The sequence below is a fragment of the Streptomyces sp. NPDC107575 genome, from assembly GCF_055657265.1.
Genome location: NZ_JBVKBG010000008.1, coordinates 72,612 through 88,199 on the forward strand (window position 1 = coordinate 72,612; position 15,588 = coordinate 88,199).

Here is a 15,588-nt window from a genome sequence, read left to right on the forward strand (position 1 = left end):
GACGTCTCGGGGCTCTGCCCCGGACCCCGCTGCTCAATCGCCGCAGGGGCTGTAAGTGCTCGTTTCCCTCGCCCTTCTCGCAGTCACCCTCGTCTTCGCCGTCCTACGGCCCCGTAAATGGCCGGAGGCCGTGGTTGCGGTGCCCGCCGCGGTCGTGGCCGTCGTCACCGGGAAGGCGACACCCGCCCACGCCTGGGCGGAGACCCAAGAGCTGCTTCCGGTCGTCGGGTTTCTCGCCGGGATCCTCCTCCTCGCTCAACTCTGCGCCGACGAAGGGCTGTTCAAGGCGGCCGGTGACCTGGTCGCCCGTGCCTGTCACGGCAGTCCGAAGCGGATGCTCGGCGGGGTCTTCGCGGTGGCCGCGGGGATCACCGCCGTACTGAGCCTCGACGCCACCGTCGTCCTGCTCACCCCGGTCGTCTTCGCGACCGCGGCCCGCATCGGCGCACGCCCGCGCCCGCACGTCTACGCGAGCGCCCACCTCGCCAACTCGGCGTCCCTGCTGCTGCCGGTGTCGAACCTCACGAACCTGCTGGCCTTCGCGGCGAGCGGGCTCACGTTCACGCACTTCGCCGGGCTCATGGCGCTGCCGTGGCTGGTGGCGATCGGCATCGAGTACGCGGTGTTCCGCCGGTACTTCGCCGACGACCTGGCCGCGCCCGCGCACGAACCGGACGCCGAAGAGCCGCCCGGCGTCCCGCTGTTCACCCTGGCCGTGCTCGCGCTCACGCTCGCCGGATTCGTCGTCACGTCCTTCGCGGGCGTCGAACCGCTGTGGGCCGCCTTCGCGGGGGCGGCCGTGCTCGCCGTCCGGGCCCTCGCCCGCCGCCACAGCACCCCGGTGGAACTGCTCAAGGCGGCCAACCTGCCGTTCTGCCTCTTCGTCCTCGCGCTCGGCATCGTGGTCAAGGCCGTGGTCGACAACGGGCTCGGGGACGCCATCGCCCGCTTCCTGCCGGACGGTTCGTCCCTGCCCGCGCTGCTCGCGATCGCCGGGATCGCGGCGCTGCTCTCCAACGTCATCAACAACCTGCCGGCGATCCTCGCCCTGCTCCCGGTCGTCACCCCGATGGGCGCGGGCCCGGTGCTCGCCGCGCTGATCGGCGTCAACCTCGGCCCCAACCTCACGTATGTCGGCTCGCTCGCGACACTGCTGTGGCGGCGCATCGTGCACGAGCACGGAACCGAGCCCGAGTTGGGCGAGTTCACCCGCCTCGGCCTGCTCACCGTCCCCGCGACGCTCGCGGCGTCGACGGTCGCGCTGTGGGCCGTGCTGCTCCTGTGAGTGCGCGACTCCTCTTGTGAGTAAGGACACGAAAGCGACAAAGGATCACTTCCGGCTGTAAGAGTGTCTCGTCATTGCTCATGTGTTCTTTGCGGACGGTTCACGCGTCAAGCGGATGTTCCCGGACAAAGATCCACGAAATGACTCAGGGAGCACGTCCGTGGCCGCACTCGCACGCTGGTGTGTCAATCACCGGCTCGTGGTCGTCCTTCTGTGGTTGACCGCCCTCGTGGGCACGAGCGCCGCCGCCGTCGTCGCGGGCTCCGCGTACTCGAACGACTACGAGGCGCCCGGCACCGAGTCGGGGCGCGCCACACAGCTCCTCGACGAGAACTTCTCCGGGCTCGGCGGCGACAGCGACACCGTCGTCTGGCACATCGAGGGCTCCACCGCGCGCGCCGCCGACGTCGAGAAGACGATGAGCAACACGCTCGGTGAGATCGCGGACCTGCCGGGCATCGCCGCCGTCGGCTCGCCGTACGAGGCCGGGAGCACCGGCCAGGTCAGCGCCGACGGTCACACGGCGTACGCGACGGTCACCTTCGAGAAGCAGGCCGACGACATCCCCAAGGGGCAGGCGCAGGCCCTCGTCGACACGGCGCAGGCCGCCGAGGACGACGGGCCCGACGGGCTGCAGGTGGAGCTGGGCGGCAGCGCCGTCGCGCTCACCGAGTCGGCCTCGGCCCACACCTCCGAGATCATCGGCGTCGTCGTCGCGGCCGTCGTGCTCTTCGTCGCCTTCGGGTCGCTGGCCGCCGCCGCGCTGCCCATCGCCACCGCGCTGGTGAGCGTCGGCACCGCGTACGCGGGGATCGTGCTGCTCGGGCACGCCATGACGGTCGCGGACTTCGCGCCGATGCTCGGCATGCTGGTCGGGCTCGGCGTCGGGATCGACTACGCGCTGTTCATCGTGACCCGGCACAGGAGAGGCCTGAAGCGGGGGCTTCCGGTGGCCGAGGCCGCCGAGCGGGCCGTCGCCACCACCGGGCGGGCCGTGGTGTTCGCCGGGGCCACCGTGTGCATCGCCCTGCTCGGCATGCTGATGCTGGGCTTGAGCTTCCTCAACGGCGTCGCCATCGCCGCCTCCGTGACCGTGCTGCTCACCGTCGCCGCGTCCGTGACGCTGCTGCCGGGGCTGCTCTCGTACATCGGGATGCGCGCCCTGTCGCGGCGCGAGCGGCGGCGGCTCGCCGAGCACGGGCCCGAGCCCGTGCTGCCGACCGGGCTCGCCGCCCGCTGGGCCGCCTTCGTGGAGCGCAGGCCGAAGCTGCTCGGCGCGCTCGCGATCGCCGTGATCGCGGTGCTCTCGCTGCCCACCTTCTTCCTCCACCTCGGGACGTCCGACCAGGGGAACGGTCCGGCGAGCAGCACCACCCGGCAGGCGTACGACCTGCTTGCCGACGGTTTCGGGCCCGGCGTGAACGGGCCGCTGACGCTCGTCACCCAGGTCGACGGCGCCAAGGACAAGGCCGCGCTCGCGGAGCTGACGAGCGAGCTGCGGGACACCGACGGGGTCGCCTCCGTCTCGCGTGTTACGTATAACGCGGACGACAGCGCGGCCCACCTCACCGTCGTGCCGAAGTCCTCGCCGCAGTCCGAGCGGACCAGTGAGCTGGTCGACCGGCTGCGCACCGATGTCGTACCGGCCGCCGAGCAGGGCAGCACCCTCGATGTGCAGGTCGGCGGCGTCACCGCGAGCTACGACGACTTCGCCGAGGTCATCGTCGGCAAGCTGCCCCTGTTCGTCGGCGTCGTGGTCGGCCTCGGCTGCGTGCTGCTCCTGCTGGCCTTCCGGTCCATCGGGATCCCGCTCAAGGCCGCCGCGATGAACGTCGCCGCCGTGGCCGCCGCCTTCGGTGTCGTCGTCGCGATCTTCCAGTGGGGCTGGGGGAGCGAACTCCTCGGCCTCGGGGCGTCCGGGCCGATCGAGCCCTTCCTCCCCGTGATCATGGTGTCGGTCCTCTTCGGGCTTTCCATGGACTACCAGGTGTTCCTCGTGAGCCGGATGTACGAGGAGTGGCTGGAGACCGGCGACAACCGGCGGGCCGTCCGGGTCGGGCTCGCGGAGACCAGCCGCGTGATCAACTCGGCCGCGGTGATCATGATCTCGGTGTTCCTCGCGTTCGTCCTCAGCGGGGACCGGGTGATCGCCATGTTCGGCATCGCGCTCGCCGTGGCCGTCGCCGTCGACGCGTTCGTCCTCCGTACGCTCCTCGTGCCCGCCCTGATGCACATGCTCGGCGGCGCCAACTGGTGGCTGCCCAAGTGGCTCGACCGGCGCCTGCCGCGGCTGAGCATCGAGCCTCCGGAGTGCCGCGCCGCCGCGGGTGCGAGGATCCCGGTGCAGCGCACGCGCGCCGACGGCGAGCTGGACGAGCTGCTGACGAAGGAGACCGAGGACACCGATGTACGCGATCCCGCTGGGTGACGGCGCCGAACTGAGGCCACTGGAGACCTGGCACGCCGAGGAGTTCCTGGCCCATCTGGACCGGGGCCGGGAGTTCATCGGCCAGTTCATCCCGTTCGGCGCCACGGCGACGGATCTCGCCTCCACGCGGGAGCTGCTCCAGAAGCACGCCGAGGCGACGGCCGCGGGCACGCGCGCGTACCACGGCATCTGGCTGGACGGAACGCTCGTAGGCGGCGTACTGGCGCTGAACTTCGACGCCGCGAACGGAAACTGCGAGGTCGGCTGCTGGCTGGAGCCGGCCGCCGCCGGGCGCGGACTCGTCACGCGCGCGATGCGGCACCTCATCGACTGGGCCGTCGAGGAGCGCGGAATCCACCGGGTGGAGTGGGTCGCCGCGTCGGAGAACACCCCGAGTCTGAACGTGGCCCGGCGCCTCGGGTTCACGAAAGAGGGAGTGCTCCGGGAGAGTTTTCCCTGGCGTGGAAAGCGCCATGACCGGGAGGTTTGGTCCGTGCTCGCGCCCGAGTGGCGCAGCGCACGGAGCGGGCACAGGGAACGTTAAGACACCTCTCAGACTCCGTCCGTACCGTGCGCAGCATGACTACGAAGACTGAAGCGCAGCGCGACGCCGAGACGCGGGAGGAGGGCGCGGAGGCCCAGGACGCCAAGGCCACCGAGGCGACCGAGAAGGCCGAGAAGGCCGAGGCGACGGAGCCGGCCGAGGCGGCCGACGGGGCCACCGAGGACGTGCAGGACGACGAGGCGGCCGAGGAGGCCGCCGCCGAGGCCGAGCTCGCGGCCCTCGCCAAGGCCGAGGCCGACAAGCCGTCCGGCGTCGGCCAGGGCGCGGGCGCGATCGTCTCCGTGGCCCTCGGCATCGTCGGGCTCAGCGGCGGCTGGCTCGGCACCATCGCCTCGGCCCGCGCGCAGCTCGAGGGCCAGCTCACCACCGCGCAGAACGCGGGCATCGCCAAGCAGATCTCCGCGATGTACGGCGAGGCCTGGCACTCCGCCGCCCTGGTCGGCGGCCTCTTCTCGCTCGTCGCCCTGGTGATCGGTGCGGCCGTCCTGGCCAGGCCCGCGTTCGGCGCGCCCGGCAAGCCGCAGGCGCTGTGGATCAAGTCGACCGCGTGGGCGGGTCTCGCCGTCGGCGTCATCGGGCTGCTGCTCGCCGTCGCCAAGTACACCGACCTCATCCTCGGCATGCCCGGCACCAGCGGCTGAGGCACTTGCATAAGGGCGGCTCAGCCGTCTAAGGCACACCGTGGGCCGCGCCTAAGGAGGCGCGGCCCACGAACATGCGGCACTCTCCCGATGTGCCGCACCCCCCTGGGAGACGAAAGTCGAGGCATCGCGGAGAACGCTCCGCGAGAGCCGCAGAGACCGTCACCAGGGAGACGAGATGTTCGAGTACGAGATGCACCAGTTCCGCTCCGCCGAACTCATCGAGGAGGCCGAGCGGTTCCGCCTCGCACGCTTCGCCCGCAAGCAGGCACGAGCCCAGCGCGCGGAGCGCCGAGCACCGGACCACGACGCCGAGAGGCCGGTGAGCACCCGCCGCTCGGACCGGCGCCGCGCCCCGCGCGCGGCGTGAGCGCGCCCGCCGCGGCGGGCGGCACCGAAATCGCGGGCCCGCTGTCAGACCCGTGTGCGATCCTCAGCGATGTGGAGACCAGGTCCGTCAGCCCGGTGTTCGTCGGTCGCGCCGATGAACTGGGTGTACTGAGCAAGGCCCTTGAGCGGGCCGAGGCCGCCGAGCCGCAGGCGCTGCTGCTCGGCGGCGAGGCCGGCGTGGGCAAGACGCGCCTCGTCGAGGAGTTCGGCGCGGCCGCGCGCGAGCGGGGCGCCGTCGTCGTCACCGGCGGCTGCGTCGAGATCGGCGCCGACGGACTGCCGTTCGCGCCGTTCTCCACCGCCCTGCGCGCCCTGCGCCGCACCCTGCCCACCGAGGTGGACGCGGCGGTCGCGGGCCGCGAGGACGAACTGGCGCGCCTGCTGCCCGAATTGGGCGACCACGAGGGCCGCGGCTTCGACCGGCGGGGCGACGAGAGCGCCACGGCCCGCCTCTTCGAACTCACCGCCCGGCTCCTGGAGCGCGTCGCGGCCGAGCGCACCGTCGTCGTCGTTCTCGAAGACCTGCACTGGGCGGACGCCTCCACCCGCCACCTGCTCTCCTACCTGTTCCGTACGCTGCGCAGCGGCCGCCTCGCCGTCATCGCCAGCTACCGCGCGGACGACGTGCACCGCCGCCACCCCCTGCGCCCGCTGCTCGCCGAGCTCGACCGGCTGCGCACCGTCACCCGTATCGAACTGGGCCGCCTCAGCCGGGACGAGGTCGCCCGCCAGATCGCCGGAATCATGGCCGCGGAACCCGAACCCGCCGACGTGGACGACATCTTCCGCCGCTCCGACGGCAACGCGTTCTTCGTCGAGGAACTCGCCGTGTCCGCCGCCGAGGGCTGTGCCACGGGCCTGACCGACTCGCTGCGCGACGTCCTCCTGGTCCGCGTCGAATCGCTGCCCGAGGCCGCCCAGCGCGTGGCCCGGATCTGCGCGGAGGGCGGCTCCACGGTCGAGTACCCGCTGCTCGCTGCCGTCGCCGGACTCGGCGAGGACGAGCTGATCGAGGCGCTGCGCGCGGCCGTCGGCGCGAACATCCTGCTCGCCTCGCCGGACGGGGACGGCTACCGGTTCCGCCACTCCCTGGTCCGCGAGGCCGTCAGCGACGACCTGCTGCCCGGCGAGCGCTCCCGCCTCAACCGCCGCTACGCCGAGGCCCTGGAGGCCGAGCCGTCGCTGGTGCCCGCGGACGCGCGCGTGACGCGCCTCGCCAGCTACTGGTACCACGCCCACGACGCGGCGAAGGCCCTGCCCGCCGTCCTCGACGCCTCCGTGGCGGCCCGCCGCCGGCACGCGTACTCCGAGCAACTGCGCCTCCTGGAGCGGGCGATGGAGCTGTGGGACGGCGCGCCGCAGGAGATCCGCTCCGCGCTGCGCATGGGCGAGTACGTCATCGCCTTCAGCGCCTGCGGCTGCGACCCGGCCGAGACCCCGCTCGACTACCTGGACCTGCTGTCCGAGGCCGCGGTGGCGGGCCGCCTGTGCGGGGAGCGGGAGCGTGCGCTGAAGATCGGCAAGCGGGCGCTGCGCATCCTGGAGGAGGCCGAGGGCTCCGACGACGCGGACCCCCTGCGGGCCGCGTGGTTCCACATCCAGAACTCCAAGATCGTCTCCCATGTCGGGCGCGGCGACGGATGGGACGAGATCGCCACGGCCCAGGAGCTCGTCCGGGGCCTCCCGCCGTCCGCCGTGCACGCCGAAGTGCTGGCGAACGTGGCGGCCTGGGGCATGCTGCACAGCCCCGGCGCCGAGACCCTCGCCGCCGCCGAGCGGGCCGTCGAGTACGCGCGCATGGTCGACGACGCGGAGGAGATCGAGCTCCACGCCCGTCTCGTGCGCGGCGGGCTCCTCGTGGACGCGGGCGCCATCGAGGAGGGCTTCGCCGAGATGTACGAGGTCCGCGAGCGCTCGCTGGCACGGGGCATGACCGCCCGCCTCAACAACGTCAACGTCAATCTGCCCTCCCACCTGGAGGGCGTCGGCCGCTCCGCCGAATCCGCGCGCATCTGCGAAGAGGCCCTCGTCCTGTGCCGCCGCTACGGCCTCACCGACAACAAGGGCTGGGTCCGCTCCAACCTGGCCGAGTCCCTCGTCTCCCTCGGCCGCTGGGACGAGGCGGTCGAGGTGGCCGAGTGGGTGAGCCGCCGCTTCGGCCTCAGCGACAAGCCGCGCGGCACCGCGTGCGCGCACCTCGCGATGATCGCGCTCGGCCGCGGCGCCCTCCAGGAAGCGGCTGACCACCTCGCCGCTGCCAACGGGTACTACGGGGCGCACGACCCGCAGCCCCAGTACACGCTGCCCCGCACCCACCTCGCCGTCGCGCTCGCCGCCGCCCAGGGCCGCCTCCCGGAAGCCCGCGCCGAGCTCGACCGGCTGGTCGCGGCGGGGCTGCCGCCCTCCATGCACCGCTACTGCTGGCCGCTCCTGCGCACCGCCGCCGCGGCCGAGGCGGACGCCCGGGGGCTGCCCGCCGCCGACAGCGGGCGCGCCGAGGCGATCGCCCGCATCCGGGACGCCGCGAAGCGGCAGGCCACTCCGGTCCCGGTCTGGCAGGCCCACGAGCAGTGGGTGCGCGCCGAGCTCCGGCGCGCGGAGGGCCGCGACACCGCCGAGGACTGGTCCGCCACGGTCACCGCCTTCGAGCCCCTCGACCGCCCGCACGACCTGGCCCGCGTCCGGTTCCGCCTCGCGGAGGCCCTGGTCGCGCGCGGCGCGGAGGGGGACAGGGACCGCGCCACGGAACTCCTCCGGCTCACCGGAGCCGTCGCCGAGCACCTGGGCGCGCGCCCGCTCACCGAATCCGTCGCCCTGCTCGCCCAGCGCGCCCGGCTGACCCTCGCCCGCGAGGCGCCGCGGCAGAGCGCTCCGGCCGACCCCGCGCAGGAGTTCGGCCTCACGAGCCGTGAGCGGGACGTGCTGCGCCTGGTCGCGGCGGGCCGCAGCAACCGCCAGATAGCCGAGGAGCTGTTCATCTCGCCGAAGACGGCCAGCGTCCACGTCTCGAACATCCTCGGGAAGCTGGGCGTCGCGGGCCGCGGCGAGGCGGCGGCCCTGGCCCACCGCCTGAGCCTCTTCCCGGCGGAGAGGGCTCCCGTACGCTGAGGGGGAGGGCCCGGCCGGGCCCCGCCCCCGGGAGGCGCCGTGTTCAACATGTTCGAGGAGCTGTTCTCGCCCGGCCGCAAGCACACCAACGACGAGCGCAAGCGCCTCGAGCTGACCCGGGTCGACATGAACGACGGGGACCCGGGCCGCGGCCCGATAGACCTCACGTCGGGCAAGGTCGTCGTCCGCCCGCCGAAGCCCGAGGACGCGGCGGACGCCGGCGACGAGGCCGGTGACGACGAGGTCAGCTGACCTTCAGCTCCAGGATCCGGTCGTCCCCCTTCTCCGGCGTCCCGCGCGTGTCCGTCTCGCTCGTCACGAGCCACAGCTTGTCGCCGCCCGCCGCGACCACGGTGCGCAGCCGCCCGTACTTCCCCTCCAGGAATGCCTGCGGATCGTGCGCCGCCTTCGCGCCGTCCAGCGGAATCCGCCACAGCCGCTCGCCGCGCAGCCCGGCCATCCAGACCGACCCCTTCGCGTACGCGATCCCACTCGGGGAGGCGTCCGAGGTGTGCCACTGGGCGACCGGGTCGTGGTACTTCTCGTCGCCGCTCTTGCCCTCGGCGTCGGGCCAGCCGTAGTTGTCGCCCGCCACGATGTGGTTCAGCTCGTCCCAGGTGTCCTGCCCGAACTCCGAGGCCCACAGCCGCTTGTCCTCGTCCCAGGCCAGACCCTGCACATTGCGGTGCCCGTACGAGTACACGGGGGAGTCGCCGAAGGGATTGCCCGGCGCCGGCTCGCCCTCCGGGGTCAGCCGGAGGATCTTGCCGCCCGTCGACTTCTTGTCCTGCGCCAGCGGCTTGTCGTACGTCTCGCCGGTCCCCACGTACAACAGCTTGTCCGGGCCGAACGCGATCCGCCCGCCATTGTGGTTCGTGCCCTTCGGAATGCCGCGGAACACGGTGTCGGGGGCACCGAGCTGCTCGCCCGACGGCTTCTTCTCGTCGTAGATCATGCGCACGATGCGGTTGTCCGACTCCGTCGTGAAGTACGCGTAGACCATGTGGTCGGAGGCGTACGAGGGGGAGAGCGCGAGGCCGAGGAGGCCGCCCTCGCCCTCGGGCGCGACCCCGGGCACCTCGCCGAGCACGGTCTTCTTCCCCGTCTTCGTGTCGACACGGGTGATCGTCCCCTCGTCGCGGGACGAGACGAGCAGGTCGCCGCCGGGCAGCTCGGCGAGCCCCCACGGCGACTTGAGGCCGTCCGCGACGGTCCGCTCGACGCTCACCGAGCCCTTCGCCGGGGGCACGCCCCTCTTCGGGGCCGAGGAGCCGCCCGGACCGCTCTCGCTCGGCGCGGCCGTCGAGTCCTTGCTCGGCGCGGGGGAGTCGTCGCCGGAGGAGCACCCTGCCGTGAGCAGGAGCGCGGCACAGGCGGTGAGGGCCAACGCGGGCCGCACAGCTGGACGTTGCACGATCAGGATCCCTTCGACGTGAAGCTCGGTCGTTCACACACCGCTCTACCGTTGAAACACCGCACACGCGGCTCAGGTTCCCGAACTCCCGGACGCGAGGCCGGTCGCTCAGTCCCAGGAACCCTGCGCCGCCGGAAGCCCCGCGATCTCCGTGAAGTCCTCCGCGGTGAGCCGCAGTTCCGCCGACGCCGCGTTCTCCAGCGCCCAGCGCTCCTGCTTGGTGCCCGGCACCGGCACCACGCCCTCACCCTGCGCCGCCACCCAGGCGAGCGCCACCTGGGCCGGGGTCACGTGCTCGCCGTGCCGCGCGGCGACCCGGCGCAGGCCCGCCACGATCGGCTGGTTCGCCGCCATCATCTCGGCGGTGAAGCGGGGATGGCGGGCGCGCAGGTCGTCCGGCTCGAAGCCGCCCCCGGGGGTGAGCGTGCCGGTCAGGAACCCGCTGCCCAGCGGCATCGCGGCGAGGAACCCGACGCCACGCGCCGCGCACCAGGGCAGCAGCGCCCCGAGCGCCTCCGGGGACCACACCGACAGCTCGGCCATGACCGCGCTCACCGGGAACACCTGCTGCACGCGCTCCAGCAGGCGGATCGTTCCGGCATGCCGCGCGGCCCGGCCGCCGCGCCGCGAGCCCCGCGCGCCCACGGCGCAGAAGCCCAGCGAGCGCACCTTGCCCGCGCTCACCAGCTCCGCCATCGCGCCCCACGTCTCCTCGACGGGCACCTCGGGGTCCTCGCGGTGCAGCTGGTACAGGTCGATGACATCGGTCTGCAGGCGCCGCAGCGACGCGTCGCAGGCCCGCTTCACATAGCCGGGCCTGCCGTTGGCGACGATGTGCTGCTCGCCGACGAGCAGCCCCACCTTCGTCGACACGAAGGCGTCCGCCCGCCGCTCCTTGAGCACCCGGCCCAGCAGCAGCTCATTGGTGAAGGGCCCGTACATGTCCGCGGTGTCGACCAGAGTGCACCCGTGGTCCAGGGCGGTGTGCAGGGTGCGCAGGGACTCCTCGCCGCGCTGCCGCGAACCCGTGTACGCCCAGCTCATCGGCATGCACCCGATTCCGACGGCACCCACGTCGAGACCCACCGCGCCGAGCGCCTTGCGCGCACCACCTTGCTTCACGTGCCCGTGACCCTCCCTGGCCCCTCCTGCCGAGGTCCCCAACCTAACCTCTGTACCTTCACTCGGCTGACATAGCCTCCTGGCCATGACTGGTGATGTGTGGCTGCCTTTCCGCGCCGATGAGATTCCGGGCCTCCCGCAGGGGCTGAACTACCGCTTCTGGAACGGCGAACCCGAGTTCCCCGGGGACCCCGCCGACTGCGCGTACTACGTCGTCCCCTACATGAAGCCGCCGGGCGTCGGCGTCCGCCCGATGCCCGAGATGACGTCCGTGCGCGCCGTGCAGACGCTCTCCGCGGGGGTCGACCACGTACAGGGCGGCCTGAAGTACCTGCGGCCCGGCGTCCAGTTGTGCAATGCGCGCGGTGTGCACGACGCCAGCACCGCGGAGCTCGCGCTCACCCTGATCCTCGCCTCCCTGCGCGGCATCCCCGACTTCGTCCGCGGGCAGGACCGCGGCGAGTGGCGCGGCGGATTCCGGCCCGCGCTCGCCGACAAGCACGTCCTCATCGTGGGGTACGGGGCCATCGGCAGCGCGATCGAGGACCGGCTCACGCCGTTCGAGGTCGCGCGGGTGACCCGCGTCGCGCGCTCCGCCCGTACATCGGAGCGCGGGCCCGTGCGCCCGCTCACCGAGCTGCCGGAGCTGCTGCCGGAGGCCGACGTCGTCGTCATGGTGACCCCGCTCACCGAGGACACCCGCGGCCTCGTGAACGCCGAGTTCCTCGCGCGCCTCAAGGACGGCGCGCTGCTCGTGAACGTCGGCCGCGGCCCGGTCGTCGACACCAAGGCGCTCCTCGCCGAACTGGAGTCCGGCCGCATCACGGCCGCCCTCGACGTCACCGATCCCGAACCGCTGCCCCAGGAGCACCCGTTGTGGCAGGCTCCAGGGGTGCTCATCTCGCCGCACGTGGGCGGTCCCACGTCCGCCTTCCTGCCGCGCGCCAAGCGTCTCCTCGCCGCTCAGCTCACGCGGTTCGCGGCGGGGGAGCCACTGGAGAACGTCGTGCTCACCATCGACGGGAACGGCGACTGACACCCGGTCACCCGCGACCCCGCACACCCCGCGGACCTCGCGAACCACACCGGCCCCACGGGCAACTCCTGTGCGGCCGCACGCCCTTCGTCGGGCACGCTGTGCGCCCGTCCGGATGCACCCCGTGCCCACTCCGTGCCCGCATCGTGCCTGGTCGTCACGGAGAGTAGAGGAACTATGTCCCTGAGTGACGAGACTGGTGTATCGTCCCGACTGGGGCAGCGCCGTGTCAGCACACGGCGCCGGGGAAGAGTGACGGACTGCGAGGGGGGCGACGGGCGATGCACGGCCTATGGGCGAACGATCCGACGCGACGGGGCCGCCGGCGGCTGTCCTGTGCGGTGACCCTGACAGCGACGCGGGGCCGAAGTCCGGGCTGTCGCAGGACCCCTGTGCATCGGACGGGCCCGCGCGGGGGTCGCAGAAGGCATCAGCAGCCGGGTCATGCCAAGGCGGACCCGGGAGCCGCCCGGCGGACCGGGGCGGCCCGGTGAGTACGCACCCCACGCCGACGACGGCCCTGGGCGCCTCCATGTACTCCGGCGGCCAGGCCCCCGCCCGCGCGCCTCAGCGGGGCGCCTCGGGAGCCCAGTTGCTCCTCGCCCTGCTGTGTGCCGGCTTCGCGGTGGGGTCCGCGCTCGGCTGGGGATCCGACCGACTCGCCCTGATCATGGGCGACTTCGGCCTGAGCCTCGCGGCGGCGATCGCCGCCGTCTCGAACTTCGTGTACGCGCGCAGCAGCCGCAGCCGTTTTCGACCCGCCTGGCTCCTGTTCGCGTTCTCCTCGCTCATGGCCAGCTTCGGCAACGGGGTGTGGGGCTGGTACGAGGTGGTCCTGCGCGAGCCGGTGCCGACGCCGAGCCTCGCCGACCTGTTCTTCCTCTGCTTCGCGCCCCCCGCCATCATCGGCCTGCTCGTCCTCGCCCGCCGGCCCGTCACGAAGGCCGGCTGGATCTGCCTCGCGCTCGACGCCTGGCTCATCGCCGGCTCCCTGATCACCCTCTCCTGGAGCCTCGCCCTCGCGCACACCGCCGAGTTCGAGGGCCAGAGCGTCACCCGTACCGCGCTCTCGCTGGCGTACCCGCTGCTCGACATCGCCCTGGTCAGCATGGTGCTCGCGCTGCACTTCCGGCGCACCCCCGGGAACCGGACGGCGGTGAACACCGCGATCGGCGCGCTCGCCCTCACCGTGATGTGCGACGCGCTGTTCACCTCGCCGCTGCTGCACGCCAGTTACCGCTCGGGCGAGATCCTGGACGCCGGTTGGTTCGCCGGCTCGCTGCTGCTGGCGTACGCGCCGTGGGTGGGGGCCCGGCGCGGGGTGCGCGAGGAGGACCACTCGCCGGCGCCCGGCGGTCGCTACCAGGTCAGCTACACGCGGCCGATCTCCGGCTCGCTCGCCGCGCTCACGCCGTATCTGGCCGCCGCCGTCTGCACGTTGGGCATCCTCTACAACGTGCTGAACGGGCACAGGGTGGACCGCGTCGTGCTCTTCACGGCCTGCACCGTCGTCCTGGCGCTCGTCATGCGCCAGGGCATCATGCTGCTCGACAACATCACGCTCACCCAGGAGCTGGCGCAGAAGGAGAACCACTTCCGCTCCCTGGTCCAGGGTTCGAGCGACGTCATCATGATCGCCGCGCCGAACGGGACGCTGAGATACGTCAGCCCGGCCGCCGCGGGCGTCTACGGGCGGGACGCGGAGGACCTCGTCGGCTCCGAGCTCTCGTCGATCATCCACCCCGAGGATCTCGGGCGTGTGATGCACGAGGTGCGCAGATTCCTCGCCGCGAGCCAGGTCGAGGAGCCCACTACGCGCATCGAGTGCCGTTTCCGGTCCGGCACGGGCACCTGGCTGAACGTGGAGTCGACGATCAACCGCCACCACGGCGGCCTGATCCTCAACAGCAGAGACGTGACCGAACGGGTGCGCCTCCAGGCCCAGTTGCAGCACAACGCCGAGCACGATCCGCTGACCGACCTGCCCAACAGGTCGCTGTTCACCAAGCGGGTCGGACAGGCCCTCGCCGGTCGGCGGGCCGGCGATCTGGGCACCGCCGTGCTCTTCATCGACCTGGACGGCTTCAAGCAGGTCAACGACACGATCGGCCACCAGGCGGGCGACGAGCTGCTCGTGCAGGCGGCGAGAAGGCTGGCCGAATCCGTACGCGCGTCGGACACCGCGGCCCGCCTTGGCGGTGACGAGTTCGCGGCGCTGATCGTCGGCGACGGAGGACGCGACCACACCGCGAGAGAGCAGCAGATCTACGAGCTGGCCGACCGGCTCAGAATCACCCTGTCCCAGCCCTACACGATCGAGGGCCACGACGGGGTGCGGGTCGCCGCCTCCATCGGTGTCGCCTTCGCCGAGCCGGACATCACCGCGGGCGAGCTGCTGCGCAACGCCGACCTGGCGATGTACCGCGCGAAGGCGGCGGGCAAGGGGCGCGTCGAGCTGTACGCGCCGCAGATGCAGGCCGATGTCGTGCGCAAGGCGGAGCTGGCGACGCGGCTGCGATCGGCGCTGCACGAAGGCGAGTTCGCGCTGCTCCACCAGCCGATCGTCTCGCTCGACGACGGCCGGATCACGGCGGTCGCCGCGCAGGCGAGATGGCGCAGCGCGCAGGGCATCCTGTTCACGCCCGCCGAGTTCCTGCGGGTGGCCGACGACAGCGAGCGCACCGCCGAGCTCGGCCGCTGGATGCTGGAGGAGGCCGTCGAGCAGGCCGCCGAGCGCGGGCACAGCGGGCATGCGACGCCGGTCGCCGTGCGGATCGGCGCCCGCAGACTCCTCGACCGCTCCATGCCGCTCGCCTCCATAGAAGCGCTCCTGACCCGGCACGGGCTGCCCTCGGGCGCGCTCATGATCGAGCTGGCGGACAGCGACCCCAGAGTCCCGCTGGACGAGCTGGAGCGGCGTCTGACGGCCCTGCGCCGCCTCGGCGTCCGGATCGCTCTCGATGGTTTCGGCAGCGGCTATGCGGCCATCACAGCACTGCGCCGCCTCCCCGTCGACGTACTGAAGCTGGACCGCTCGCTCATCGAGGGCGTCGTCGAGTCCGCGCGGCTGCACAAGATCACCAGCGGGCTGCTGCGGATCGCCGGCGATCTCGGCCTCGACTCCGTGGCGGACGGCGTGGACCTGCCCGAGCAGGTCGCGGCGCTGCGCTCGATGGGGTGCACGCACGGGCAGGGAATGGCGTTCTCCGGGCCGCTCGACGAGTACCGGCTGCGCCGTGCGCTCACCTCGGGGGAGTACCCCGTCCCCGCGGGGCCCGCCGAGCCGGTGTTCGCGGGCTTCACCGCCCTGCGCTCACATAATGAGACGTCCGTCCCACCTACTTGACACGCCGTATGCGCCGGGGGGAGGGTCAGTGCCATGCGCACCCGAATTCTCGTACTTGGAAAGCGCGTCGGCTGAAGCTGGGACCACCGGTAGAGACACCGGAAACCCGGCGACCGCACCCGGCGCGCTCCCCTCGCTTGCCTCACGGCACGAGGGGTTTTTTGTTGCACCGGTGCCGCTTCAGACCCGCCGCCACCTGCCCGACAAAGACGTAAGACCCTGCAGAACCCTCGCAAAACACCCTCAGCATCGA

11 protein-coding genes are annotated in these 15,588 nt (G+C 72.4%); 9 read left to right on the top strand and 2 right to left on the bottom strand.

Annotation, left to right across the window (positions count from 1 at the left end; genetic code table 11):
* Positions 1-55 precede the first annotated feature (55 nt).
* From ACZ7L4_RS35110 to ACZ7L4_RS35140, 7 genes are all read left to right on the top strand, one after another.
* On the top strand, positions 56-1,285 hold the full coding sequence (locus tag ACZ7L4_RS35110; RefSeq protein ID WP_472108937.1) for an SLC13 family permease: 1,230 nt from the start codon (positions 56-58) through the stop codon (positions 1,283-1,285).
* A 160-nt stretch (positions 1,286-1,445) separates the two neighbouring features.
* Positions 1,446-3,713 carry an MMPL family transporter gene (locus tag ACZ7L4_RS35115; protein ID WP_472108939.1) on the top strand — a complete coding sequence of 756 codons (2,268 nt, stop codon included), beginning with the start codon at positions 1,446-1,448 and terminating at the stop codon, positions 3,711-3,713.
* Complete coding sequence (locus tag ACZ7L4_RS35120) at positions 3,691-4,257, top strand: GNAT family N-acetyltransferase (protein WP_472108941.1); 567 nt, start codon at positions 3,691-3,693, stop codon at positions 4,255-4,257. The genes ACZ7L4_RS35115 and ACZ7L4_RS35120 overlap by 23 nt, the downstream gene beginning before the upstream one ends.
* 35 nt (positions 4,258-4,292) lie before the next feature.
* Positions 4,293-4,919, top strand: coding sequence for a hypothetical protein (locus tag ACZ7L4_RS35125; RefSeq protein WP_472108943.1), 627 nt, complete (start codon positions 4,293-4,295; stop codon positions 4,917-4,919).
* A gap of 178 nt (positions 4,920-5,097) precedes the next feature.
* Positions 5,098-5,289 (top strand): hypothetical protein, encoded by a 192-nt coding sequence (locus ACZ7L4_RS35130; protein WP_450817967.1) that lies wholly within the window; start codon positions 5,098-5,100, stop codon positions 5,287-5,289.
* Between the two features lie 59 nt (positions 5,290-5,348).
* A complete protein-coding gene (locus tag ACZ7L4_RS35135) occupies positions 5,349-8,417 on the top strand; it encodes a helix-turn-helix transcriptional regulator (RefSeq protein WP_472109229.1) in 3,069 nt (1,022 codons plus the stop codon).
* Positions 8,418-8,465: 48 nt separating this feature from the next.
* Positions 8,466-8,669 carry a DUF6191 domain-containing protein gene (locus ACZ7L4_RS35140; RefSeq protein ID WP_450817973.1) on the top strand — a complete coding sequence of 68 codons (204 nt, stop codon included), beginning with the start codon at positions 8,466-8,468 and terminating at the stop codon, positions 8,667-8,669.
* On the opposite strand, the gene ACZ7L4_RS35145 is transcribed toward ACZ7L4_RS35140, so the two are convergent.
* Together ACZ7L4_RS35145 and ACZ7L4_RS35150 are read right to left on the bottom strand one after the other, a co-directional pair.
* Complete coding sequence (locus ACZ7L4_RS35145; RefSeq protein ID WP_472109231.1) at positions 8,662-9,837, bottom strand: PQQ-dependent sugar dehydrogenase; 1,176 nt, start codon at positions 9,835-9,837, stop codon at positions 8,662-8,664. The two genes, ACZ7L4_RS35140 and ACZ7L4_RS35145, sit on opposite strands and share 8 nt — an antisense overlap.
* Positions 9,838-9,939: 102 nt before the next feature.
* Positions 9,940-10,881, bottom strand: coding sequence for an aldo/keto reductase (locus ACZ7L4_RS35150; RefSeq protein WP_472109233.1), 942 nt, complete (start codon positions 10,879-10,881; stop codon positions 9,940-9,942).
* Positions 10,882-11,038: 157 nt separating this feature from the next.
* On the opposite strand from ACZ7L4_RS35150, the gene ACZ7L4_RS35155 reads away from it, so the two are divergent.
* Both ACZ7L4_RS35155 and ACZ7L4_RS35160 read left to right on the top strand, forming a co-directional pair.
* A complete protein-coding gene (locus tag ACZ7L4_RS35155; protein ID WP_472108945.1) occupies positions 11,039-11,989 on the top strand; it encodes a 2-hydroxyacid dehydrogenase in 951 nt (316 codons plus the stop codon).
* A 532-nt stretch (positions 11,990-12,521) separates the two neighbouring features.
* Positions 12,522-15,335 (top strand): putative bifunctional diguanylate cyclase/phosphodiesterase, encoded by a 2,814-nt coding sequence (locus ACZ7L4_RS35160; RefSeq protein WP_472109235.1) that lies wholly within the window; start codon positions 12,522-12,524, stop codon positions 15,333-15,335.
* Positions 15,336-15,588 lie beyond the last annotated feature (253 nt).